The sequence below is a fragment of the Pseudoalteromonas sp. OF5H-5 genome, from assembly GCF_021530695.1.
GTDB lineage: Bacteria > Pseudomonadota > Gammaproteobacteria > Enterobacterales > Alteromonadaceae > Pseudoalteromonas.
The window spans coordinates 77,070-100,761 of the sequence record NZ_JAKGBF010000012.1; the positions used below are offsets into that span (position 1 = coordinate 77,070).

Genomic DNA, 23,692 nt, shown 5'->3' on the forward strand with positions numbered 1-23,692 from the left:
AGCAGTGAGGAAATACGTGTGTCGCAATCACAAAAATTAGCACGCAGACCAAAACGCTTAGAAACGCGACTGATCACTTGGGTTGTGGGCTTGTGTGTGATCCAAGCATGCTTATTTACCGCGCTGGTGTATCAGGTTATTACGCAAAGCTTACACCAGGAAGTGGGAGAAAAAGCCTTGGCTTTGGCTAAGGCGGTGGCGGTTCGTGAAGATGTTATGACGGCACTCATAGCAGATAGGGATAGCTCACAGATCCAACGCCTCAATACTAATGTTGAGCTGCTGCGCCAGGCAACTGGCGCAGATTTTATCGTCATTGGTGACACCGAAACGCGACGTATCGCCCACCCAGATGAGCAAAAAATTGGTCGCACTATGGTCGGAGGGGATAGCCAAGCCGCACTGTCTGGAGAGAGTTATATCTCGACGGCACAGGGCAGTTTAGGTGAGTCTATTCGGGGAAAAGTGCCTGTGTATTCTCCCGCTGGTGAGGTGATTGGTTTAGTCTCGGTAGGCTTTTTAGTGCAATCCGTCGAGTCGTTGGTGTTGCAGCGCAGCATTGCCGTTTTTGTTGGAGCAGCAGCGGTGTTACTGCTCAGTGTCATTGCCGCAATTTGGATTGGTCGACGTGTCCGCCAAGCCATTTTTGGCCTGCAACCAGATGAAATCGGGCGCTTATTTGCAGAGCAAGAGGCCATACTGAATACCGTACGGACGGGGATTATCGCGCTTGACCCTGATGGCAGCGTGCGTCGTTTGAATCAACGTGCGTGCGAAATTCTCGAAAAGCCTCGCGGCTTGAGTAAGCAAGGTTTGCACCTGAGCGATCTGTTGCCAGAGCATAGCGACTTCTTGTTGCATAATCCCAATCGCCCTTTAGTTGGTTTTGAGCTATTTGTTGCTGACAAGCGTTTGGTGTTATCGCGGTTTGCGCTGCAAGTGCAAGGTCAACACGAAGGTATTTTACTGAGTATGCGACCCTCCGATGAACTAGAGTATGTGTCAAAGCAGCTCACTAAAGTACAGGCTTTTGCAGAACTGTTGAGAGTGCAAACGCACGACTATTCAAACAAGTTAAATACCATTGGCGCGCTTATCCAAATGGCACAATATGACAAAGCGATTGAGCTGATAGGTCAAGAAAGCCAAGGCTCACAAGCGCAAATTGAAAACCTCCTCACCTATATACAAGAGCCAGTGATCGCGGGCTTATTACTCGGTAAATACCATAAAGCGCGAGAGCATAATGTGGCACTAGAGGTGAGTTCCGACAGTGCGCTGTGCGCTATCCATCAAAAAGAGATGTTGGAACGAATAGTTTCAATATTAGGTAATCTCATCGATAATGCCATCGAAGCGGCGAGAACGACGGCACAGTTACGGCCTGCCAAAGTGGTCGTAACAGTGGATGAAACAGTTCAGGATATTATCTTTGATGTTGAAGATAGCGGCACTGGACTGATTGGTAATGTCGAAGAGGCGTTTACGCCGCAGTTTAGTACTAAGTCCGGCGACCAACATGGTGTTGGCTTATATCTCGTAAAAACAAATCTTGATTCCTGCCACGGAACCTTAGAGGTTGGGGAGTCTGAATTACTTGGTGCAAGGATCACGGTCTTTATTCCCAAGCAAGTAAAAGAGCAATAACAATGACTTATTCTGTGGTGATCATCGAAGATGAAGTAGCTGTGGCACAATTATTAGCGCAATACCTAGTGACACCAGCAACACCAAGTAGCGCAAGGCAAGGGCAATATCGGGTGGTGGCCAGTAGCGACAATGTTTCTACCGCGACGGTACTGTTGAGTGCGATACAAGCCGACTTAATTTTATTGGATATTTATCTACCCGATGGTAACGGTCTTGAGTTTTTAAAGATGCTACGCGAGCAAGGCTGTAAAAGCGAAGTGATGCTGATCACCGCAGCAAAAGAAGTGGCGACGCTAGAAAAAGCGATCCGTCTGGGAGTCTGTGATTTTTTAGTTAAACCTCTGATCTTGGAACGGCTCGACCTCGCACTCGCTCGCTTTGAGGCGCGTCAGCAGTGTTTGGATGGTGCCGATGAAGTGACGCAATCTATGGTCGACACCTTATTTGGTAGTGAACAGGCGAGCATACAAAGTACAGCTAGACTACCTAAAGGCGTTGACCCACTTACTTTGGAAAAAATTCGTACGGCATTTCAAAGTCAGCCCAAGCAGGTGTTTACAGCAACCCAAATGGGAGAATTGGTGGGGGTGAGCCGCTCAACCGCGCGGCGCTATTTAGAGTTTTTGGTTAGTATAGAAGAAGTAAAAGCCGACCAAAGCTACGGTAGCATTGGCCGACCAGAGAGAAGCTATCATCTAAATTAAGGGTGTGCCTGTAGTGACTGCCATGGGATCACTGGCGCATCATTGCTGCTAGGGCGAGTGAATTCGCTGAGATAAGGTGTGGGTCCCGTGAAGAAACCGGTGTTACGTAAGTAAAAACGGTTTTGCTCCTCACCACCTTGATAATCCAAACGGGACCCTTTTCTGGCGGTGGCGTCATAAGTGAATTTAGCCTGATTTAACTCAACCCAGTTACCTTGGGTGTCACGCAAAAACTGGCGATTATAAAATGCCTTACGCTCAAACTGTCCAGCTTCGGGTAAAAAGTTTTCCAAAAAGCTATGCGGTCTTGCAACATAGGTGTTGGTTTCAGGGCGGCTAAAGGCTGCGATTAGCTTCCATTGGCCGGTTTCCGGCGCATAAAAATAGCCGCGATATTCAGTATGGCCTTCATAAGTCGTACTGGGCTCGATATTGACTAAAAAGCGATATGTCGTATCTGGCTGCCAGTTATAACGTAAATAGCTTTGTCCTCCAGAACCTTCATTGCCAAATTCACCGACGTAAACGCCGTCGCCTTTAGCGAGTAATTTGATTTTAAGATTGTCAGGAATCGTGCTCGGATCATCCGTTTGATATGGGCTCCAAACCGAAAACAGCACGCGGCGCTCGCTGGGTGAGTTTACCTGAATACCAAAGTAACCTTCGCCAAAACCATTCGCCATAAAATACGAACCTTGTGGATCATAGCCAGATGGCACCGTCACTTCGTTGTAAAACCAGTTATAGTCCTTTTTGTCAGGTACGGTATAGGAAAGGTGTACTGAAGGGCCGCGACGACCCCAGTAAAAGTCTTCTTTGACATAGTTAGGTGCAGGGGTCATGGCCTCGCCATCGAGACTGAGCCCGGTAATGGCGGGGAAGGTACTGTTTCGCCCTTTGGCTAATGTGTCACCGGCTATTTGGACCGTTTGATAGCCAACTTGTGTCACAGCAAAGTCACCGACTTTAACCTTAGTCGGGCTTTGTCTATCGAGGTTAAGCGTCACTTGTTTATTGTTATGCGTTACCAGCAATGTACTTGGTGCACTTGGTTTCTCAAGGTGTAAATAGAGGGTATAGGTGCCAACGTTATTGGCATAAAAATAGTGATTAAATCTAAGCTGCTTATCCTGCCATGGGGCAATTCCTGCTTGAGTTATATATTGCTTGCTAGCGTCAATATCGTTGTTGACCCAAGCGTTGCCGTAACTGCTGATATAAGCCTCTTGCGCTGAGGCAAATAGCGAGGCGCACAGCAGTATCGGTGTCATTATTGTATTCTTCATCTTAAGTTCCTTGAATGGGGCGCGTTGCCCCATGTTGATTAGAAAGAAGTGTTAATGCCTAAACTGATACTGCGGCCGTAACGGCTCAAGTGGCTCACTTGCTCTTGGGTTTTAATGTATGACCATTGACGCTCATTGGTGAGGTTGGTCACGTTTAGGTCAATTCGTGTCTTTGCCGTAAGATTATAGCTGGCACTGAAATCAAACTGACCATAATCCGCTGCCCATTCCGGGCCGCCCCATGCATCTGGATACTTCAGATAATCATCTCGCCAGTTGTAAGCGATACGCGCTTGGTAGTCATCCTTTTCATAATAGATAACCGCATTGTAAGAATGCTCAGACATTCCAGCGAACGGTAGCTCATCTTTTTCGGGGTCGTCGTATTTACTATCCGTAAATGTATAGTTGATTTGCATACCTAGACCATCAAAAGGTGCCGGTAGCAATTCCTCAAACGACTGTTGATAAGCAATTTCGAAACCTTTGATCTCTGCCCCCGCTTCCGAACGTGGAGATACTTGGGTAAATTCCGGACCGTCAACTTCAACGCCGTCTTTTATGAATTTACCCACTTTTATCGTACCGACACGCCCCTGAGCGATAACAGATTTAATGTCTTTGTAATAGGTTGCAAAGGTGAGCGCACCATAATCAGAGAAGTACCACTCTAGTCCCAAATCAAGTTGGTCTGCTCTAAGTGGTTTGATCCCAGGGTTGGCAAGATTAAGCTCAAACTTACTGAAATTAATTGAGCTATATGGGGTTAGAAAATCGATGCTAGGTCTGGTGATAACTTTAGCCGCGCTGGTTCTAAATAACAGTGAGTCTGTTATTTCTAACTTAAAGTTCATGCTAGGCAGTACATCAGTGTAGTCATCTTCTACGTAAGAATCGGAGTAATAATCGGCAATATCCCCTTCTATACGATAGATAATATCGCCATCTTCGTCTTCTTCTACGTTGTATACCAGACTTGGGTAATCAAAAACGTAGCCATCAGAGGTGATCTCGGTTTTGATTGCTCTTACGCCTAGGTTTAGGTTGTAAGGCATTTCCGACAGCTCGCCGACTAGGTTGGTCTCTAAATAAAGTGCAAACGTTGACTCAGAAAGCTCGTAGGAATCTTTAGGGCTCTTGGTGGCTCTAATTTTTTCATCTGCGGCTTGGGCATTGATGGATTGATAAAATGCATAGAGTTTGTCGTAGTCAAAGCTTGCCCACGGCGCAGGATGCATGCCCGGCTCACCATCTAGGAAGTTATCAAAGTTGGCGGGTACAAGTACATCTGCGGGTAGTCTAAATAAGTTAAGACCACCGAGCTTTTCTACGCTTGAGTTATCAAAGCTGTCGTAATCTGAGTTTTTAAAATAAGCTCCACCATTACTGAACATTGATGGGTTATTTGATTTGCTCACGTCTCTGCCTTTAGTTTGCTTACCGTAATGAAAGCCAAACTTGATGTCTTTGACAAATTCCCATTCCGGAATAAATGTTCCTTCTAGTCTTAACTCTTCAACATCACTTATTACTTCCGTGCCATAGTTGTAGCTGTAGTGAGCACCAAAGGGTTGATCGGCATTAAGTGCTGGTGACATGGTCACATCTGGCAGGAGATTGTCGCCTGTTTGATCTATGGTGATAGTATCAACAAAGCCACGCGCCACGATGTAGCGGTTGTCGCCATCATTGATCCGCTCGGCACGCGACTTAGACACGTCAAATTCAAGCGTTAGATCGTTGGTAGCATACCACTTGAAGTTAAGACCGGCCTGCCAAGTGTCGGTATTGCGAGGCTCAGAGACATTTAGTAGCTCAGCCATCGCGCCGTCGACTAACTCAATGTAGTTGACGTTGCCATCTTCATTAAATTTTAATTCACCTACCGCTGGGATCCCCGGTGTCCAAGGTTCATCATAGGTGACGAAAGAGATTTGATATTTTTCACCGTCGGTTTTGTAGCTTGAGTATAAGCTATCAAAGGTGACATCAATATCATTCGTTGGACGCCATTGTAAGGCGAGGCTTGCACCAATGCGCTCACGTTTATCTTGCCAGTTCGAGTAGCGTACATATCCTGGGATCATTGATGGGTGTACTTTCTCGCCCTCATCTAGCTCGCCATTTCGGTTACTGTCAACAGGGACTCGCACGTCAGTATTTTCTTCTGGATCGTAAAACCCTTGTCCTTCATAGGAGTCTTCGCGTTGTGTTCGCTCGGAATAAACAGCGGTAAATAGGGCGCCAAAGGTATTGTCAAAAAAGGTATCACTGATTAGAAAGGAGGCTTGAGGGTTGGTATCTCCGGTACGTTCTTCGTAAATGGCTTTGGCACTTCCGGCGAGGGTAAAGCCATCCATATCTAACGGTCGGCGGGTTTTTATATTGATGACCGAACCAATCCCCCCTTCTTGTGTTTGTGCTTGTGGTGACTTGTATACTTCTAATGCTTGAACCATTTCAGGCGCAATTAAATCGAAGTTAAAGTCACGGCTTGTGTGTTCAGATGCCATTCTACGACCATTGATGGTGGTAACGTTAAAGTCCCCGCCAAGGCCCCGCACTGTGACGTTTTGTCCTTCACCTGCGTTACGGGTAATGGCGATACCTGTCATTCGTTGTAGCGCTTCAGCTAGGTTTTGATCTGGGAACTTGCCAATGTCTTCGGCAACGATGGCATCCATTACGCCGACAGCGTTTTTCTTGAGAAAGAGTGACTCTTTGATACTGGAACGTACGCCACGTACTTCAATTTTCTCGACTTGTTGCTTGGCTTTATCTTGCTCGTCAGATCCGCTGTTTTGTTCTGTTTCCTGTGCGTGCGCGTATTGGGACAGGGCACAGCTCACGGCCAATCCCACAGCACACAGTTTTAGAGTGTGTTTCATCTTGTTGTCCTGTTGAGTGTTGTTATTATTGCGCCCGCTTTATGGGCGCTTATTCAGGCATTGTTAGTACTTGCTATAGATAGCCTATTTAACCTCTGGTTAGTTATGTGACAATGCCTAGTGGTGCTGCAGTGCGCCATGTGCCCCTGGTGAAATCCGGGAAGTCCTTGCTATTACTTCTGTCTGCAACTGAGTCCATTGAAAGAGGGAAGACCGCTGACCAAGCAGCTGCGTCGTAAACATCCTGATCTAGCGGCTCGCCATTACGAAGGCAGTAAATAATGCGCCAGAACATTAAGAAATCCATGCCACCATGGCCGCCATTGCGCTCTGCTTCAGCTCCCATTTTTTGCCAAAGTGGATGGTCATATTTACCGTACCAATCATTCATGTCGTAATCCCACTCGTGAAAGCTCTTACTCCCGCCGTTTTCAAGCGCGATGCGGTTGGGGAATCCTGCAAATACGCCGTTAGTACCTTGAATTAAATTATGGCGGGAGTAAGGGCGTGGGGTAGTGGTATCGTGCTGTACCATAATCGAACGACCTTTGATGGTTTTAATGATGCTGGTGTTCATATCTCCAGCAATATAGCTAAGTTGGTTTCGTTCATGATTTGCTGGAAATTCACGTTTAGCATAGGCTGCACGACCAAGCGCTGGTGAACTCATGGAGGAGATATAGTCGAAGCGATCGCCACGGTTGATATTCATATATTGAGAAACCGGGCCTAGACCATGGGTTGGGTAGAGGTTACCGTTACGTTTGGTATGCCAATGTGTGCGCCATGAGCCAGTTTTATGCTCAATTTCTTTCATTTGCCAACGAAGTTCATGGATATAAGCTGCTTCACCGTGCAGTAACTCACCGAATAGCCCTTGGCGAACCATGTTTAATACCATCAGCTCGTCGCGACCATAGCAAACGTTTTCCAACATCATGCAGTTCTTTTGCGTGCGCTCTGCGGTATTTACCAATTGCCACGCTTCTTCTATGGTTACTGCTGCTGGCACTTCGACCAAAGCGTGTTTGCCACTTTCCATTGTGTCTACCGCCATAGGCGTATGCCATTTCCAAGGCGTAGAGATGATCACAATATCAATGTCATCGCGCGCCAACATGCGGCGATAGTCCATATCACTCTTGCCGTAAGTCGCAGGTTTTGGTAAACCCTTGTCGACAACAATTTTAACGGCTCTATCGACGACTGCTTGGTGCGTATCGCAGATGGCCTTGATCTCGACACCGTCAAGATGGCAAAAGTGCTTTACCGCGCCAACACCACGTTGACCTACACCAATAAAGCCCACTCGCACGACATCCAGTTTCGGTACGACTAGACCTTGAACTGAATTTCCTTGTGGCTTTGGTGTAAGCGGCGTCTTATTATTGTTACTCGCGCAGCCAACCACTGCGCTTGTTGCTGCGATAGCAGCCATTGATTGAAGAAATCGCCGGCGGTTTAGATCACCCATAATAACCTCTTAGTTGTTCACTCTTGTTGTTAAAAACGAAATGTTATTTTTTGGTTATTATTACGGCAGTTTTATTTTGAACGCAAGAAAAATATCTTTCATATTCTTTCGGTTTGTTTTCAATGTGTTTCTAATTTAACTTTAAATCCTTATAAAACAGGTGTTTATGTTTGTTTTTGTTTAAAGTTAAAAAAATAAATTGAAAGCAAGTGAAAGCTGTGTAGACTAAATTCAACCAAAACGAAAGGAGGTGTCATGCTGAACACCATCGAAAGACGCCACGAAATCGTTCAACTCGTTGGTCAAACGGAACGAGTAGAAGTATCTGAGCTGGCAGAACAATTTGGTGTATCAACCGTGACGATCAGAAATGATCTCAATGCCCTGCATGAAAAAGGTTTGTTGGTTCGCTCTCATGGTGGTGCCGTTGCGAGTTCTAGGTTAACCAAAGAGCTCACCATAACGGAAAAGCACGATCATCATCACCAAATGAAAGTCGAGCTTGCAAAGTTGGTGGCGGGCCTTATAGGCAATGATGAGTCTATAATTCTGGACTCTGGAACCACCACTGAAGAGGTTGCGAAGCAACTTACCGCGCATCAACAGCTAGTGGTGATGACCAATGGTCTTAACGTGGCGCAAGCGCTCGTTGCAGCCGATGGCGTTGAAGTGTTGATGACTGGAGGCTCACTGCGTAAAAAGTCGCTGTCGTTTTATGGCAGCCATGCAGAAGATCAGCTAAAGCAATATCACTTTGACCGTCTGGTGCTCGGTGTTGATGGGTTCTCCGTTGATGTTGGTGTAACAACACACTTTGAACCGGAAGCTGCGCTTAACCGCGAGATGTGTAAGGTTGCAAAGCAAGTCATAGTGGTGACGGACTCCAGTAAATTCGATCGTAAAGGTGTACACCGTATTATCGCCTGCGAAGAAATTGACGTTTTGGTAACGGACAGTGGTATTCCAGCTGATGTTCATCAGCAATTGGTTGCCGCCGGAATTGAGGTACATTTAATAACGTCTTAAGAGGTGATCATATGCGGCGTTTTCAAGCCCTAATCGAAGCCAATAAATCAGGGAAAAACTCAGGCATTTATGCCATTTGCTCAGCTCACCCTTGGGTGCTAGAAGCGTCGATAAGATATGCCAAGCAGGAAAATACGCTGCTATTATTTGAAGCCACGGCCAATCAGGTTAATCAATTTGGCGGTTACACCGGGATGCGTCCCGCGGATTTTATTGTCAAAGTCGAAGAGATGGCCGACGAGCTTGGTTTTGATAAGCAGTTACTGATTTTTGGCGGTGATCATTTGGGACCAGTCTGTTGGACGAGTGAAAATAGCCAAGCCGCAATGGCCAAAGCGTGTGACTTAGTCGCTGAATACGTGAAGGCTGGTTTTAAGAAAATTCACTTAGATGCCAGCATGCCCTGTGCTGACGATCCTGACGTGTTAAGCGATGATATTGTAGCTAATCGCGCTGCCTTGTTGTGTCAAACAGCGGAAGCAGCCGCGATTGCGACGTTTGGTCGTAGTGATATTGTTTATGTGATTGGTACTGAAGTTCCCCCTCCTGGTGGCGCTGATGAACAGATTGACAGTCTACAACCGACCAGCCAAGTTGCTGCGCAAGAAACCCTAGCTTGCCATCGTGAACTCTTTGCAAATAAAGGATTAGCGGATGCTTGGCAACGCGTGGTTGCAATGGTGGTGCAGCCGGGTGTCGAGTTTGATAACACCCAAGTTTTTGACTACAAATCGAATGAAGCGAGTGCATTAAAAGATTTTATTCGTACCGTTGACCGTATCGCTTTCGAAGCGCATTCGACAGATTATCAAACTGCAGGCGCTTATCAGTCGTTGGTTGCTGACCACTTTGCCATTTTGAAAGTCGGGCCTGAATTGACCTTTGCGCTGCGCGAAGGATTATTCGCGCTTCACCATATTGAAAAGCAATTACTACCCTATGTTCATAGTCAGTTTGTTGAGGTGGTGGACGAGGTCATGCTGGCAGAGCCTACGAGTTGGCAGCGTTTTTATCACGGCGAGTCACAGCAACTCCGTTTCTTGCGTCAATTTAGCTTTAGCGACCGTATTCGCTATTACTGGCATCAAGACGCGGTGCAAAAGGCGTTAGCAACTATGCTCGAAAACCTAGCGCAGCAGACTTTATCATTGCCGCTTATCAGCCAATATTTTCCAGAGCTATATCAACAAGTACGCCGTGGTGAAATAGAAAGGGACGCCAAAGCGTTGGTGATTGCCAAAATTCAGCGTGTTGTGGCTCGCTATTCAAATGCGTGTTTTGCCATGGAGAAAGCGTCATGAACACTTTGCTAGGACACGAAATTGCGCAATTAAAAACACGAAATGCCTATTGGACAGCAAAAGAGATCACCCAGCAGCCACAGATGTGGCAAGAAACCGCTCAATTAGTCGCGAGCATAAAGCCTAGGCTTTTGGTGGAGTTAGCTCCTTTTCTAGATGACCCAGATACTCAGGTTATTTTGACGGGGGCGGGTACATCCGCTTATATCGGTGACGCTATCGCCACTCATCTTAATGCACACATGCGCCAAAGTGTGCGGGCTGTGAGCACAACTGACTTAGTTGCTGCACCACGACAATACCTAGCGACGGATAAACCTTGTTTATTAGTATCTTTTGCTCGCTCTGGCAACAGTCCAGAAAGTGTGGCGGCCGTAGAGTTGGTAACACAGCTGGTTAGTAACAGCCAGCACCTTTTTATCACCTGCAACCGTGATGGAAAGTTGCATCAAGCAGCGCAGCAGGCAAGCAATGCAACAAGTATATTGCTACCAGAGCCTACGCTTGACCAAAGTTTTGCAATGACGAGTAGCTATTCGTCAATGATGGTTGCAGCGCTACAATTTTTTGCGGCGGATGACGGCTCCGTGGATAAGTTGATCAATGCAGCGCAAAGCATGTTAGCTGCGACAGAGCAGCAAAATATCCGTGCATTTGCACAACAACCATTTGAGCGTTTGGTGTATCTAGGCTCAGGTTGCTTACTGGGATTTGCAAAGGAAGCTGCGCTAAAAATGCTTGAGTTATCGGCAGGCCAAGTAATGAGCGTGAGCGAGTCACCGCTTGGGTTCCGTCATGGTCCAAAATCACTTATCAATAGCAAAACTGTCGTGGTATGTTTTATCTCAAGTGATGGTTATACCAGCTTGTACGATCAGGATTTAGTTGCTGAATTGCAGCGTGACGGTACAGCCATGACGGTGCATTCACTTTGTCCTAAAGTGCCACCACTAGAAGATGTGTGGCAAGGATTACTGTATATGTTGTTTGCACAGCAGTTAAGTTTCTATAAAGCGCTGAATCTCGGTATTTCACCGGACAATCCTTGCCCGTCGGGGGAAGTGAATAGAGTCGTGCAGGGCGTAGTCATTCATCCATTTGGGAGTGAAGTATGATTTATGGAGTGGATGTTGGCGGGAGCAAAATTGAAATTGCGGTGTTTGATGAAAAGCTACAACGCTTAGAGTCTTGGCGTGTGGCGACACCAAAGCACAGTTATGAGGCGTTTTTGGCGCAAATCGTCACTTTGGTGCAGCAAGCCGATGACAAATATGGTTGTAAAGGACAGGTTGGTATTGGTATGCCGGGGATAGTAAATGCGCAGCAGCGCGTGCTATCAGCAAATGTCCCTTGCGCCAATGGCAAAGAAGTTAAGGCTGATCTCGTTGCAAAACTGGTACGGCCCATCGCGGTCGAAAATGACTGCCGTTGCTTTGCGTTATCAGAGGCCAGTCTTGGAGCCGGTAAGCAATATCAAAAGGTCTTTGGGGCAATAATAGGCACCGGTGCTGGAGGCGGGTTTTGCATTGATGGTGCGTTGTATAAAAGTGCCCAAGGGATCGCCGGTGAATATGGCCACCATCCGCTTTCTGCGGTGTTACAGCAAAAATATCACCTGCCTATTTTAGCGTGTGGCTGTGGGTTGCAAGGGTGTTTAGAGCGCTATGTCGCAGGTCCAGGGCTTGCCGGTTTGTATCAACATTTCACTACGCGGAAGCGTTCCTCAGAACAAGTTATCACAGCGATGCGGGCTGGAGAAAGTGAAGCAATCCATGCGTTTAATTGCTATATGGATCTGTTGGGCTCGGCGTTTGCAAATTTAATCAAAGCATATGACCCTGAAGTTATCGTGCTTGGCGGTGGCATGTCGCTTATCGATGAACTTGTAGAGGCGCTCCCAAAAGCCATCGAACCTCATGTATTTTCAGCGGTGTCAGTACCAGATATTGTTAGAGCCAAGCATGGTGATGCAAGTGGTGCATTAGGCGCGGCCCTATTAGGGAGCAAAGTGCATGCTTGAACAGCTTCGTTATATTCGGCCTCGTCGTATCTATACCCCTACCAGCGTCCTTGAAGCGCGCGTTGCGGTAATAAAAGGTGAGCGTTTTCACGCGATTATTCCAGCGGCGGAAGCGCCTGATAATACCGAATGTTATTCTAATTTAGATATGTGGCCTGGGTTAATTGATTTGCATATCCATGGCCGAGAGGGGTGCGATGTTATTGATGGCAAACTCTCCAGTATAGAAACTATTAGCACCTCGTTGCTCAAACATGGCGTCACTGGCTTTTTGGCTACCACGGTGACGACTACGTGGCCACAAACTATTGCAGCGATGAAGGTTATTGGAGCCGCCTATAAGCAAAAGATGCCAGGTGCTCAGGTGCTAGGCGGGTATAGTGAGGGCTTGTTTTTTAGCGAGAAACACAAAGGTGCCCATAACGAAGCTTTCTTTAAGCCGCTAGATGAAGCCTTAATTGATGAAATGATTAGCGCGGCTGATGGTGCGCTTAAAGCGGTGGCACTCGCGCCCGAAAAGGCTAATGGCGTTAAGATGACACAGTACCTAAGTAAACATGGGGTGCGAGTGATGTTAGGTCATTGTGATGCGGATTTTGCGCAAACCAATGCCGCTTTGGCACATGGGGCCTGCGGCGGGGTCCACGTGTTTAACGGCATGCGCGGCATTCATCACCGTGAGCCGGGCTGTGCTGGTGCGTTGTTACTTGATAGCCAAGCTTTGGTGGAAGTGATTGCCGATGGTATTCATTTGCACCCTGCGATTTTACAGTTGATCTACCGCCTAAAAGGTCAGCATAAGGTGGCCTTGATCAGTGATTGTATTAATGCTGGTGGCCTTAAAGATGGTGAATATCAATTGGGTGAAATGCCAGTTGTGGTCAAGGATGGCGTGGCGAAAACTCACAGCGGCAGTTTGGCCGGCAGTACACTAACACTTGAAAAAGCAGTGAAGAATTTAGCAGAATTGGCCAATATTCCGCTTCTAGAAGCCATCAATATGGCAAGTTTAGTACCCGCAACTTATTTAAATATGGACAATGAACTTGGTAGCATTGAAGTGGGTAAAATAGCGCATTTTTCTTTGCTAGATGATGCCTTCCAAGTCCAGCATGCCAACTTGTTCGGAAAGCAGATATTTTAAACAAAAACCCAAGCTCACCGCCCTGAAATTGACAAAATACAACGGAATTTTCTTAAATACAGCGGCCTAGCAGTAAGCGATACGGTAAAAATAGGTCACAAAGTTTCGCATTAGAAACTTTTTCGCGAATTGATTGCATTTTAGACGACTTCAAGGATGATGTTCGCTACAAGAGGTGATATACTCCCGCCGAATAATTTTTCTACTTTAAATAGAGTAAAACAATGGCAGATTTATCGAAATACAGAAACATTGGTATTTTCGCGCACGTTGATGCGGGTAAAACTACCACCACTGAGCGTATTCTAAAGCTTACTGGTAAAATCCACAAAACTGGTGAAGTACACGACGGTGAGTCTACTACTGACTTCATGGAGCAGGAAGCTGAGCGTGGTATTACAATCCAATCAGCAGCGGTAACTTGTGAGTGGAAAGGCCACCGTTTAAACGTTATCGATACTCCTGGACACGTTGACTTCACAGTAGAAGTATACCGTTCACTAAAAGTACTTGATGGTGGTATCGGTGTATTCTGTGGTTCTGGTGGTGTTGAACCACAATCAGAAACTAACTGGCGTTATGCGAACGAATCAGAAGTTGCTCGTTGTATCTTCGTAAACAAACTAGACCGTATGGGTGCAGACTTCTACCGCGTAGTTGATCAAGTTGAGAAAGTACTTGGTGCTAACCCACTAGTGATGACGCTTCCAATTGGTATCGAAGACCAATTCTGTGGTGTTGTAGACGTACTTGAGAAGAAAGCATACGTTTGGGATGACACAGGTCTTCCTGAAAACTACGAAGTACAAGACGTTCCTGCAGACATGGTGGACAAAGTTGAAGAATACCATGAAATGCTAGTTGAGTCTGCTGTTGAGCAAGACGACGACCTAATGGAAGCATACATGGAAGGTGAAGTACCTTCTATCGAACAAATCAAAGCGTGTATCCGTAAAGGTACTCGTGATCTTGCGTTCTTCCCAACTTTCTGTGGTTCAGCGTTCAAAAACAAAGGTATGCAACTTGTACTAGACGCTGTTGTAGATTACCTACCTTCTCCTACAGAAGTTGAGCCTCAGCCACTAACAGATCCTGAAACAGGTGAGCCTACTGGTGAAGTAGCAACTGTTGACGCTGATGCGCCACTTAAAGCGCTTGCGTTCAAAATCATGGACGACCGTTTCGGTGCGCTTACGTTCATCCGTATCTACGCTGGTCGCATGAAGAAAGGTGACACTATCCTTAACTCTGCAACTGGTAAAACAGAGCGTATCGGCCGTATGGTTGAGATGCAAGCGGACGAGCGTACTGAACTTACTGAAGCACAAGCGGGTGACATCATCGCTGTTGTTGGTATGAAGAACGTTCAAACAGGTCACACGCTATGTGATCCTAAGCACGAGTGTACACTTGAAGCGATGATCTTCCCTGATCCAGTAATCTCAATCGCTGTTGCACCTAAAGATAAAGGTGGTAACGAGAAGATGGGTATCGCGATCGGTAAGATGGTTGCAGAAGATCCTTCATTCCAAGTTGAGACTGATGAAGATTCAGGTGAAACTATCCTTAAAGGTATGGGTGAGCTTCACCTAGACATTAAGGTAGATATCCTTAAGCGTACATACGGTGTAGACCTAATCGTTGGTCAGCCTCAGGTTGCTTACCGTGAAACTATCACACAAGAAGTTGAAGATAGCTACACGCATAAGAAACAGTCTGGTGGTTCTGGTCAGTTCGGTAAGATTGACTACCGTATCAAGCCTGGTGAAGTTGGTTCTGGCTTTACATTCAAGTCTACAGTTGTTGGTGGTAACGTTCCTAAGGAATTCTGGCCAGCAGTTGAGAAAGGCTTCAAGTCAATGATGGACGAAGGTGTACTAGCGGGCTTCCCAGTACTAGACGTTGAAGTTGAGCTATTCGACGGTGGTTTCCACGCAGTTGACTCGTCAGCAATCGCGTTCGAAATCGCTGCTAAAGGCGCATTCCGTCAGTCTATCCCTAAAGCGGGTGCACAACTTCTTGAGCCAATCATGAAAGTTGACGTGTTCACGCCAGAAGACAACGTAGGTGACGTAATTGGTGACCTTAACCGTCGTCGCGGTATGATCAAAGACCAAGAAGCTGGCGCAATGGGCGTTCGTATCAAGGGTGAAGTACCACTATCTGAAATGTTCGGATACATCGGTCACCTACGTACTATCACGTCTGGTCGTGGTCAGTTCTCAATGGAATTCTCACACTATGCACCATGTCCAGCAAACGTTGCTGACGCGGTAATCGCAGCTGAGAAAGAGAAAAAAGCAGCTAAGTAATTAACTACTTATTTTGCATAAAAAGGTCGCCTTTGGCGGCCTTTTTTATTTTTAAATTCAATGCATTACTGCGTTAATGCCCTATCTAAAAGTCGTCACGATTATTTCATGTTTTATTAATTTTAAAGTTCTTGCTTTAGGAACATTGGCACTTTATCATTAGCTTTTCTTCAATAAATTGGGTCACGTTATTGCGTCGAGGGCTCAAATTTGATTGTGGTTGGGTAAATAAAGGAGATACTCAATGAGAACCCTAGAGTTGGAAATAAACTGGCTTTTCTACGTGCTTACTTTGTCGTTGATCTGGCTTGGTAATGAGCTGTTTTCTATCTTGGCTATTCCCTCATCATTATTGCAAATAGTTACATTAATTTTACTGTTGTTTACTCTAACAACATTGGCACTATCATTAACTGGAAAGCGTTTTCTTCATATAGATAAAGTGGGAGTTAGCTATAACTTTTTTGGTAAGACTCATTATATCCATGCGGAACATATTCAGGCGATTAGGTTACGCTCCTTAGGTGTTTTAAGTATCCCAGAAGTGTATCTTGATGACGGTCGTATTATTCGCTTCTTTAGTTGGAAAATGAATGGTGATGAGCTTTTAAAAGCAGAAAGCTTGATTAGGTAAGTTGAAGCTGTGCAGGTGAAAATTTCACCTGCTCCAAATAATGACGTTTACTTCTCGTTAAGCCAAATAGCAGCTTGCTTTGCAAAGTAAGTCAAAATACCATCTGCACCAGCACGCTTAAATGCTAGGAGAGACTCCAGTACAACAGGCTTCTCAGCCAACCAGCCGTTATCAATTGCAGCCTTATGCATCGCATATTCACCACTGACTTGATAAGCGAATGTTGGTACTCCAAACTCATCTTTAACGCGTCTGACAACATCTAGATATGGCATACCTGGTTTTACCATCACCATATCAGCACCTTCTTGTAAGTCCAAAGCCACTTCACGTAATGCTTCGTCAGAATTAGCAGGATCCATTTGGTAGGTTTTTTTGTCTGCACCTTTAAGGTTGCCCGCAGAGCCAATCGCGTCGCGGAAAGGGCCATAATAACTCGATGCATACTTGGCAGAGTAGGCCATAATACGAGTATGGATAAAGCCGCACTCTTCAAGTGCTTCACGAACAGCGCCAATTCGGCCATCCATCATATCGGAAGGGGCGACGATATCGGCACCTGCCTCTGCATGCGAAAGCGCTTGTTTGACTAGTACTTCCACGGTTTCTTCATTCATGACATAACCATCTTCATCTAAGATACCGTCTTGACCGTGCACTGTGAATGGGTCTAGTGCAACATCAGTGATCACACCGAGCTCGGGACATGCTGCTTTGATTGCACGGATGGCTTTTTGTGCAATTCCTTCTGGATTGTATGCCTCTTCAGCGAGCAATGTTTTTTGCTCTGCTGGTGTTACCGGGAACAAGGCGACAGCAGGAATACCTAGCTCTACTAATTGTTTGGCTTCCTCAACTAATAGATCAATAGATAAACGCTCAATACCTGGCATAGATGGGATCGCTTCACGTTTAGACTCACCATCAAGCACAAACACTGGATAGATTAAATCGTTAACCGTTAGCGTACTTTCGCTCATTAGACGTCTTGAAAAATCATCGCGGCGCATTCTACGCATACGAGTAAGGGGGAAAAGATCGAGTCCTGATTGAGCCACGTTAGTTCTCCTGGTTAGGTTTGAAAGTAACAACGCGATTACGGCCTTGTTGTTTTGCTTGATACAAGGCTTTGTCTGCATTGTCCGTATAAAGTTGTGGGTTATGCGGATCGCAAACCACAGCGCTGTATATACCAGCGCTAGTAGTCATATTTAATGTGTTTTCCCCAAGTTTGATATTGAGCTCTTGGGTTGCGATTCTTAATCGCTCAGCTACTTCACGTGCGCCATCTTCAGCTGTATTTGGGAGAAGTAAAATGAACTCTTCACCGCCATAACGGAACACTTCGTCATGCGGTCGCCGTAAGTGTGACTTAATTAAATTGGCAAATTCGCAAATAGCCTGATCACCAGCCAAGTGGCCATATTTATCGTTAATTTTTTTGAAGTGATCGATATCAAAAATGACGAGGCTCAGTACTGTCTGCTCCCGTCTTGAGCGTCGTACTTCCATTTGTAAGCGCTTATCGAAGTAACGACGATTTTTCACTTTAGTGAGTGGGTCTTCCATGTTCATCCGTTCTAGTTCTCGATTTTTATCTTCGAGTTCTCGTAACGTGACTTGTAGCTCAAAAGTGCGCTCCTCAATATTGGATTCTAAATCATATTGTGCTTGTTCTTGGAGTTTGAGCTTCTCTTTTAATAAGGCATCTTCAGCTTGGGTATGCGCCAATCGTTGTTGTTGCTTAACCAGTTTTTCGTCTCTTTGAAAAATGTAAAGGCGTACTAGTAAATAGCTGAGTAAAGTCGCTTCTATCGCAAAAATACCAAAGTACCCCAAGTGATTTAAAAAGCTTCCAGACTGAACACCGAGTTCAACTGTAAATGGGTAGCTGATCACAATAAAGTGGCAAAGTGCAATCGCAATTAAGATATTGCGGTTTTTATCGCTAAATCGGGTAAGTATGTAGATAAGTATTAGTGCGATAATAAAACTGATACTTTGAGCTAATAAAAGTGACTGAGAAACTGGCAGAAAAGCGGTTATTACGAACAAACTCACTATGACCGCAATGATTCTTTTACGTGTAAGCAGAGGGTGAGCGAGTAACCTTCTTTCTGCGCAATAACTAGCAGTAGGCAACAGTAGTATACTGAGCAGCAAAGTCATGACACCTTGGCCATACTGCTGGAACCACTGCCAAGTAGAATACAAGTAGCGGTAGCCAAAGCCATAAATATGAGCGTTAAATAGCCAGATTATAGCGATGAATAAAGTTGCGCATAGAAAGTAACTTCTTTTGGTAACAAAATAAAGTGTGGCATTAGTTAAAGCGAGTGCTAATACAAAGCCTGCTAAAATCCCAAAAATAAGATTAAATTTACTCTTAAATTGAAGGTATTCGTTAGGCTCCCAGATAGCAATAGGTGCATTGAACACACCATCATCATTGATTTGCAAATATAAATGGCTTTGCGTTTGTGGCTGTAGCTCAAGTGGAATGACTAACGACTCATATTTAAGTGGTCGTCTTATCAGTGGTAGCGCATCACCCATATCAAGAGTAAATATAGGATGGTTTGGTTTAACATGATAAGCAGTCACCGCATCAATGAGGTTATTGTTTATACTGACTAACACCGGTGTGAGAGCGTTATTCGCGTTGTGTATTGTAATCTTTAACCATAAAAATTTCTCAACAGGCCGGAGGCCTTTTGGAACTTGAATGCTTTCATGCCATTCGGCTGGGGCTGCAAGCAATTTAGCTAAAGAGGCGTCTTCACTCAGTGTATAACTTAACTTTATTTGGTGCTCTACCTTAAATGACTCAGAAATAGTCACAGTAGAAAATGCGGCGGAGCTGAATAACAATAAAAGTAAAGATAACACAATGCGCATTATTGGTTTTACCTCACAAACAATTGTTTAAAATTGGTAGTGGTTGTGGATATAACTTCTGAAATGGGACATTGTTTTAAGCGTGCAATTTGCTCAGCTACATAGGATAAGTACATTGGTTCATTGCGGCGAGATTTAGGTTTTGGGCTAATTGTTCTTGGTAGTAGGTACGGCGCGTCTGTTTCCAAAAGTAAACGGTCAAGAGGTATGTATTGAATGAGCTCTTGCAGCGTTGTGCCTCTACGTTCATCGCAAACCCAGCCTGTGATGCCAATCATTAGTCCGTAATCTAAGTAATGGCGCAGTGCGGTACGGTCACCAGTAAAACAGTGTAGTACTCCTTGAACTTTAACTTCTTGCAGTAGCGCAAATAGCGCATCGTGCGCATCTCTTTCATGTAGATACACTGGGTAGTTAATAGCTTCTGCTAGCTGCAGTTGCGTCAAGCACACGTTTTGTTGTATTGGCCTTGGTGAAAAGTCGCGATTAAAGTCCAAGCCACATTCACCAACAGCAATAGCCTTGTTGCTACTTTTTAAAAGAGTGAGGAGGTCATCGTAGAGCGTGTCAGGTGCATCTTTGGCATCGTGTGGGTGGACACCTGCTGTACAATAAAGTTGGTATTGCTCAGCGAGTGAAATACTTTGCTCGCTGCTTGTTAAATCGCAGCCAATTGCTAGCATAGATTCTATGCCTGCTTCTTTGGCTCTAGTAATTACCTCGGCCAAGTCGGATGAAAATTGCGAGCTGGTGAGGTTTACACCAGCATCGATCATCTTGTCCATTAGTTAACTCGTTTAACTCGCGTTGTGCGGTTTGAACCCGCTTTTTTCATCAAAAATGAGCCGAAAGAAGCACGCTCAATAATTAATGTGTCGCCCTCGTTGGCAAAAAAGGTCTCTGATGAAACTTGTCGCCATACTTGGCCATTGTCTAGAGTGAAGACCATTTTATTACGGCCTTGGGTAGAGGTTTTAACTAGTTTAGCCGTAATTTCTTCGATTTCTTCGCTTGCTGCTTTAACTTTATGCTCTAAGCCAAAACCATCTTCTTTCGACTCTATTTTTTCTACGCTTCGCGCTTCACTTACCTTATTTTTACTTGTGATTGCTTTGCCAGACTGCGCTTCAGTGATTGGTTTATTTGCAATCACATTGTCATAGCACATGAGCCGCTTAAAATCATTCTCAATCAGGGTACAAGCTTGTAGAGCCTGTGTATTGATCGGCTTTGCAGCGCAAAGAGAGGTAAAGCCAACTGCAAACAGTATCATGGTTTTTTTCATTCTTCTGACTCCTGTTGTTGTGGTTTAGTGCTATAAAATCTGGCTAGAATGAGCCCCAACTCAAACAAGAGTAGCATAGGTAGTGCCAATAAAGTTTGAGATAGAACATCAGGGGGGGTTAAAAACATTGCGATGACAAAAGCACCAACGACAACATAAGGCCGTTTCTCTTTTAAACTCGCAGGGGTTGTCATACCACTCCAACATATAAGCATGATGGCAACGGGAATTTCAAAGGCGATGCCAAAAGCAAAAAATAGCTTCAGGATAAAGCCAAGATAACTGCTAATATCTGGTGATAATGTCATCATCTCCGGTCCCACACTGGTAAAAAAACCGAGAATGATAGGCATGACAACAAAGTAGCAAAAGGCAATCCCGCCATAAAATAGTAGTACACTAGAAAGTAATATCGGTATAAGCATCCGCTTTTCATGCTTATATAAGCCTGGTGCGATGAAGCCCCACACTTGATGTAAAATAAATGGCACTGCAGCGAATAACGACACGAATAATGTTAGTTTAAAGGGGGCAAAAAACGGTGCTGTAACATCTGTTGCGATCATTGTTGTATTGCTAGGCAAGCTATTTACTAGCGGCGCCGCAACAAACGCATAGATATCATTGGCGAAATACACCAAGGAAACAAAGATAACGAAAACGCTCATTAACGCTCTCATTAAGCGGTTTCTTAACTCAACAAGGTGAGCTATAAATCCACTCTGGGCTGATTCTGTCATGTAACTTGACTCGTACGAATATAATGTCAATTGGATAAGAGAAAAGGTACTGCTGGATGTCTAAATATCCAAAACTAGAACCCATTCTAACTATCTAACTGGTAGATTGATTAGTCTTTATTTTTATTATTTTCGGTTGATTTATAAGAATGTCTGACTGATTCAGCCGCTTCCTGTAATTCTTGAACGGATTGCTTGAGTTCGGGGGCCAAATCTTGCATTCCCTGTTGTTCCGCTTTCTTTAAATTATTATGTAGCTCGTGAACGCGTAACTCTTCACTTACTTCAGCTTTGACTGAATTAGCGACAGACTTTACCGTTTTTATCCATCTCGCTACGGTGCGGATTGCAACGGGAAGACGTTCAGGGCCAAGTACAATTAGACCGACGATAAGAACGACCACTAACTCCCACATACCCATGTTGAATTACACCTTATCTTTTTCTTTCTCTGATACAGGTTGTGCTTGCTCAGTTGTTGTATTTTTTAACTTTTCTGGCTCAGAGTCGGTCGCAGTTTGCTCATCCGATACCGCCTTTTTAAAGCCTTTAACTGCACCGCCTAAATCACTACCAATACCGCGTAGTTTTTTAGTTCCAAATAACAAAACAATGATGGCTAAAATAATAAGTAATTGCCAAATACTGATCCCACCGAATCCCATAATAACTCCATTGATACTTACTGCTTATGAATAATGATTATACGCCTAGCGAGCAAAAAATCACCCTGTTTTACGCCATGCGCCAATAAATACTAGCACGGCAATAATCGCAAGTAGGCTACTTGCGACAGGTTTGTCAAAAATAAAGCTCAATCCCGATATTATTGCAAAACTACTCGCTGCTAAGCCTAACAACAGCGGCTTTGTAGCAGTATCAGCTTTTTGTGTGACAGGTGGAGGTGGGCGGCGCTTGAGATTTTGATAAATCAAATCTGGCAGTTCAGGCATTTTTTCAGCCCAAAATGGTAAGTTTACATATAGCTTTTTCGCCACCGCGAAAGGGCCTACTTGCTCTTGTACCCAATGCTCTAAAAATGGTTTTGCTGTTTTCCACAGATCTAACTGCGGATAAAGCTGACGCCCTAGACCTTCTACATACAGCAGGGTTTTTTGCAATAATACTAATTGTGGTTGCACTTCCATGTTGAAGCGCCTTGCCGTGTTAAACAAATTCACTAGCACATGGCCAAAAGAGATTTCTGCAAGCGGCTTGTTAAAAATAGGTTCGCATACGGTGCGAATGGCAAACTCAAACTCTTCTACGCAGGTATCTGCAGGAACCCAGCCAGAGTCCACATGAAGCTGTGCCACCTGACGATAATCACGATTAAAAAAGGCGATAAAGTTTTCGGCCAAATACCTTTTATCTTCACGGTTTAAGGTGCCGACTATGCCGCAATCTATGCCAATGTACTTAGGGTTATGAGGATTTTCACGAGCGACAAAAATATTGCCAGGATGCATATCTGCATGGAAAAAACTGTCACGGAAGACCTGTGTGAAAAAGACTTCCACGCCGCGCTCGGCCAGCAATTTCATATTGGTGCCTTGCGCTAACAAGGCTTCGGTGTCTGAAACCGGAATACCGTAGATGCGTTCCATCACCAGCACGTTTTTACGTGAATAATCACTATATACCTCAGGGATATACAGTGAATCTGAGTCTTCAAAGTTGCGTCTGAGTTGAATTGCGTTCGCGCCTTCTCGCATCAAGTCTAGCTCGTCGAGTAAGGTTTTTTTGTATTCCCTAACAACTTCCACTGGGCGCAGACGTTTTCCTTCGCTGAGTAAATTGACAACGATTTTAGCGAAACGCTCCATTAAAGAGAGATCGGCATGGATTTGTTTTTCGATATCGGGACGAATAACTTTGATCACGACATCCTTCAGATCTTCTTTGTGTTGTAGCTTGGCAGCATGCACTTGCGCTATCGAGGCTGAAGCCAGCGGTTTTGATTCAAATTCAGCAAAGTATTCATGAATATCGTCGATTTCTAGCGCTTGTTCAATGAGCTGTTGTGCCATCGCGGGGTCAAATGGTTGAACTTGATCCTGCAAAAATGCAAGTTCTTCGGCAATGTCTGGTGGCAGTAAATCTCGACGGGTCGAAAGCATCTGGCCGAACTTGATCCATACCGGCCCCAATGTTTGTAGCGCCAGGCGCAGACGAGTGCCTATTGGTTTGTCTTTATGTTTGTTGCGCAGCCAAAACAAACTCGCTCGAGCGAGTTTACCATACCAAGGCTGCTTATGCGCAGGGACGATTTCGTCTAAACCATAGGTTAAAAATGTTTTGGTGATCTGATGCAAGCGAAGTAAAGACAA

Annotated in this window: 20 protein-coding genes; 9 read left to right on the plus strand and 11 right to left on the minus strand. The window is 45.0% G+C overall.

Annotated elements, in window-relative coordinates; all coding sequences use genetic code 11:
* Positions 1–18 precede the first annotated feature (18 nt).
* Positions 19–1,647 (plus strand): sensor histidine kinase, encoded by a 1,629-nt coding sequence (locus tag L1271_RS17125; protein WP_174170231.1) that lies wholly within the window; start codon positions 19–21, stop codon positions 1,645–1,647.
* 2 nt (positions 1,648–1,649) lie between these two features.
* On the plus strand, positions 1,650–2,354 hold the full coding sequence (locus L1271_RS17130) for a response regulator (protein WP_102057738.1): 705 nt from the start codon (positions 1,650–1,652) through the stop codon (positions 2,352–2,354).
* On the opposite strand, the gene L1271_RS17135 is transcribed toward L1271_RS17130, so the two are convergent.
* From L1271_RS17135 to L1271_RS17145, 3 genes are all read right to left on the minus strand, one after another.
* The gene (locus tag L1271_RS17135; protein ID WP_227386728.1) at positions 2,351–3,640 is read right to left on the minus strand and encodes a DUF3472 domain-containing protein; all 1,290 of its coding nucleotides are present in this window, start codon (positions 3,638–3,640) and stop codon (positions 2,351–2,353) included. The genes L1271_RS17130 and L1271_RS17135 overlap by 4 nt on opposite strands.
* Before the next feature lie 38 nt (positions 3,641–3,678).
* Complete coding sequence (locus L1271_RS17140) at positions 3,679–6,528, minus strand: TonB-dependent receptor (protein WP_235368356.1); 2,850 nt, start codon at positions 6,526–6,528, stop codon at positions 3,679–3,681.
* Between the two features lie 103 nt (positions 6,529–6,631).
* Positions 6,632–8,002: a Gfo/Idh/MocA family oxidoreductase gene (locus tag L1271_RS17145; protein ID WP_174170234.1), complete on the minus strand. Its 1,371-nt coding sequence runs from the start codon at positions 8,000–8,002 to the stop codon at positions 6,632–6,634.
* Between the two features lie 255 nt (positions 8,003–8,257).
* On the opposite strand from L1271_RS17145, the gene agaR reads away from it, so the two are divergent.
* From agaR to L1271_RS17180, 7 genes are all read left to right on the plus strand, one after another.
* On the plus strand, positions 8,258–9,028 hold the full coding sequence (gene agaR / locus L1271_RS17150; RefSeq protein ID WP_235368357.1) for a transcriptional repressor AgaR: 771 nt from the start codon (positions 8,258–8,260) through the stop codon (positions 9,026–9,028).
* Between the two features lie 11 nt (positions 9,029–9,039).
* Positions 9,040–10,329, plus strand: coding sequence for a D-tagatose-bisphosphate aldolase, class II, non-catalytic subunit (locus L1271_RS17155; RefSeq protein ID WP_235368358.1), 1,290 nt, complete (start codon positions 9,040–9,042; stop codon positions 10,327–10,329).
* Entirely contained in the window at positions 10,326–11,444 is a 1,119-nt protein-coding gene (locus L1271_RS17160; protein WP_045987836.1) for an SIS domain-containing protein, read from the plus strand. Before L1271_RS17155 ends, L1271_RS17160 begins: the two co-directional genes overlap by 4 nt.
* A complete protein-coding gene (locus tag L1271_RS17165; protein WP_235368359.1) occupies positions 11,441–12,349 on the plus strand; it encodes an ROK family protein in 909 nt (302 codons plus the stop codon). Before L1271_RS17160 ends, L1271_RS17165 begins: the two co-directional genes overlap by 4 nt.
* The gene (gene nagA / locus L1271_RS17170) at positions 12,342–13,493 is read left to right on the plus strand and encodes an N-acetylglucosamine-6-phosphate deacetylase (RefSeq protein ID WP_235368360.1); all 1,152 of its coding nucleotides are present in this window, start codon (positions 12,342–12,344) and stop codon (positions 13,491–13,493) included. Before L1271_RS17165 ends, nagA begins: the two co-directional genes overlap by 8 nt.
* 224 nt (positions 13,494–13,717) lie before the next feature.
* The gene (fusA, locus tag L1271_RS17175; protein ID WP_095728810.1) at positions 13,718–15,805 is read left to right on the plus strand and encodes an elongation factor G; all 2,088 of its coding nucleotides are present in this window, start codon (positions 13,718–13,720) and stop codon (positions 15,803–15,805) included.
* Between the two features lie 244 nt (positions 15,806–16,049).
* Positions 16,050–16,439: a hypothetical protein gene (locus L1271_RS17180; protein WP_235368361.1), complete on the plus strand. Its 390-nt coding sequence runs from the start codon at positions 16,050–16,052 to the stop codon at positions 16,437–16,439.
* Between the two features lie 47 nt (positions 16,440–16,486).
* Here L1271_RS17180 and hemB read toward each other — a convergent pair whose 3' ends face one another.
* The 8 genes from hemB to ubiB all read right to left on the minus strand — a co-directional run bounded on the left by hemB (position 16,487) and on the right by ubiB (position 23,692).
* Positions 16,487–17,497, minus strand: coding sequence for a porphobilinogen synthase (gene hemB / locus L1271_RS17185; protein WP_235368362.1), 1,011 nt, complete (start codon positions 17,495–17,497; stop codon positions 16,487–16,489).
* Position 17,498: 1 nt separating this feature from the next.
* A complete protein-coding gene (locus L1271_RS17190) occupies positions 17,499–19,337 on the minus strand; it encodes a sensor domain-containing diguanylate cyclase (protein ID WP_235368363.1) in 1,839 nt (612 codons plus the stop codon).
* Between the two features lie 8 nt (positions 19,338–19,345).
* The gene (locus L1271_RS17195; protein ID WP_235368364.1) at positions 19,346–20,122 is read right to left on the minus strand and encodes a TatD family hydrolase; all 777 of its coding nucleotides are present in this window, start codon (positions 20,120–20,122) and stop codon (positions 19,346–19,348) included.
* Complete coding sequence (locus L1271_RS17200; protein WP_010606881.1) at positions 20,122–20,622, minus strand: hypothetical protein; 501 nt, start codon at positions 20,620–20,622, stop codon at positions 20,122–20,124. The genes L1271_RS17195 and L1271_RS17200 overlap by 1 nt, the downstream gene beginning before the upstream one ends.
* Positions 20,619–21,362, minus strand: coding sequence for a twin-arginine translocase subunit TatC (tatC, locus tag L1271_RS17205; protein WP_010606880.1), 744 nt, complete (start codon positions 21,360–21,362; stop codon positions 20,619–20,621). The genes L1271_RS17200 and tatC overlap by 4 nt, the downstream gene beginning before the upstream one ends.
* 110 nt (positions 21,363–21,472) lie before the next feature.
* Positions 21,473–21,784 (minus strand): Sec-independent protein translocase protein TatB, encoded by a 312-nt coding sequence (gene tatB, locus L1271_RS17210; protein ID WP_010606879.1) that lies wholly within the window; start codon positions 21,782–21,784, stop codon positions 21,473–21,475.
* 6 nt (positions 21,785–21,790) lie between these two features.
* Positions 21,791–22,027 (minus strand): Sec-independent protein translocase subunit TatA, encoded by a 237-nt coding sequence (tatA, locus tag L1271_RS17215; RefSeq protein ID WP_010376470.1) that lies wholly within the window; start codon positions 22,025–22,027, stop codon positions 21,791–21,793.
* Between the two features lie 60 nt (positions 22,028–22,087).
* Positions 22,088–23,692, minus strand: coding sequence for a ubiquinone biosynthesis regulatory protein kinase UbiB (gene ubiB, locus L1271_RS17220; RefSeq protein ID WP_235368365.1), 1,605 nt, complete (start codon positions 23,690–23,692; stop codon positions 22,088–22,090).

What these genes read in the sequence shown, in the direction of transcription:
- tatB (WP_010606879.1), bottom strand. Translation starts at nt 21,784, where the DNA reads ATGGGTATGTGGGAGTTAGTGGTCGTTCTTATCGTCGGTCTAATTGTA.
- nagA (WP_235368360.1), top strand. Translation starts at nt 12,342, where the DNA reads ATGCTTGAACAGCTTCGTTATATTCGGCCTCGTCGTATCTATACCCCT.
- L1271_RS17135 (WP_227386728.1), bottom strand. Translation starts at nt 3,640, where the DNA reads ATGAAGAATACAATAATGACACCGATACTGCTGTGCGCCTCGCTATTT.
- L1271_RS17160 (WP_045987836.1), top strand. Translation starts at nt 10,326, where the DNA reads ATGAACACTTTGCTAGGACACGAAATTGCGCAATTAAAAACACGAAAT.
- L1271_RS17200 (WP_010606881.1), bottom strand. Translation starts at nt 20,622, where the DNA reads ATGAAAAAAACCATGATACTGTTTGCAGTTGGCTTTACCTCTCTTTGC.
- L1271_RS17145 (WP_174170234.1), bottom strand. Translation starts at nt 8,002, where the DNA reads ATGGGTGATCTAAACCGCCGGCGATTTCTTCAATCAATGGCTGCTATC.
- L1271_RS17180 (WP_235368361.1), top strand. Translation starts at nt 16,050, where the DNA reads ATGAGAACCCTAGAGTTGGAAATAAACTGGCTTTTCTACGTGCTTACT.
- tatA (WP_010376470.1), bottom strand. Translation starts at nt 22,027, where the DNA reads ATGGGATTCGGTGGGATCAGTATTTGGCAATTACTTATTATTTTAGCC.
- tatC (WP_010606880.1), bottom strand. Translation starts at nt 21,362, where the DNA reads ATGACAGAATCAGCCCAGAGTGGATTTATAGCTCACCTTGTTGAGTTA.
- L1271_RS17130 (WP_102057738.1), top strand. Translation starts at nt 1,650, where the DNA reads ATGACTTATTCTGTGGTGATCATCGAAGATGAAGTAGCTGTGGCACAA.
- fusA (WP_095728810.1), top strand. Translation starts at nt 13,718, where the DNA reads ATGGCAGATTTATCGAAATACAGAAACATTGGTATTTTCGCGCACGTT.
- L1271_RS17190 (WP_235368363.1), bottom strand. Translation starts at nt 19,337, where the DNA reads ATGCGCATTGTGTTATCTTTACTTTTATTGTTATTCAGCTCCGCCGCA.
- L1271_RS17195 (WP_235368364.1), bottom strand. Translation starts at nt 20,122, where the DNA reads ATGGACAAGATGATCGATGCTGGTGTAAACCTCACCAGCTCGCAATTT.
- agaR (WP_235368357.1), top strand. Translation starts at nt 8,258, where the DNA reads ATGCTGAACACCATCGAAAGACGCCACGAAATCGTTCAACTCGTTGGT.
- L1271_RS17165 (WP_235368359.1), top strand. Translation starts at nt 11,441, where the DNA reads ATGATTTATGGAGTGGATGTTGGCGGGAGCAAAATTGAAATTGCGGTG.
- L1271_RS17140 (WP_235368356.1), bottom strand. Translation starts at nt 6,528, where the DNA reads ATGAAACACACTCTAAAACTGTGTGCTGTGGGATTGGCCGTGAGCTGT.
- L1271_RS17155 (WP_235368358.1), top strand. Translation starts at nt 9,040, where the DNA reads ATGCGGCGTTTTCAAGCCCTAATCGAAGCCAATAAATCAGGGAAAAAC.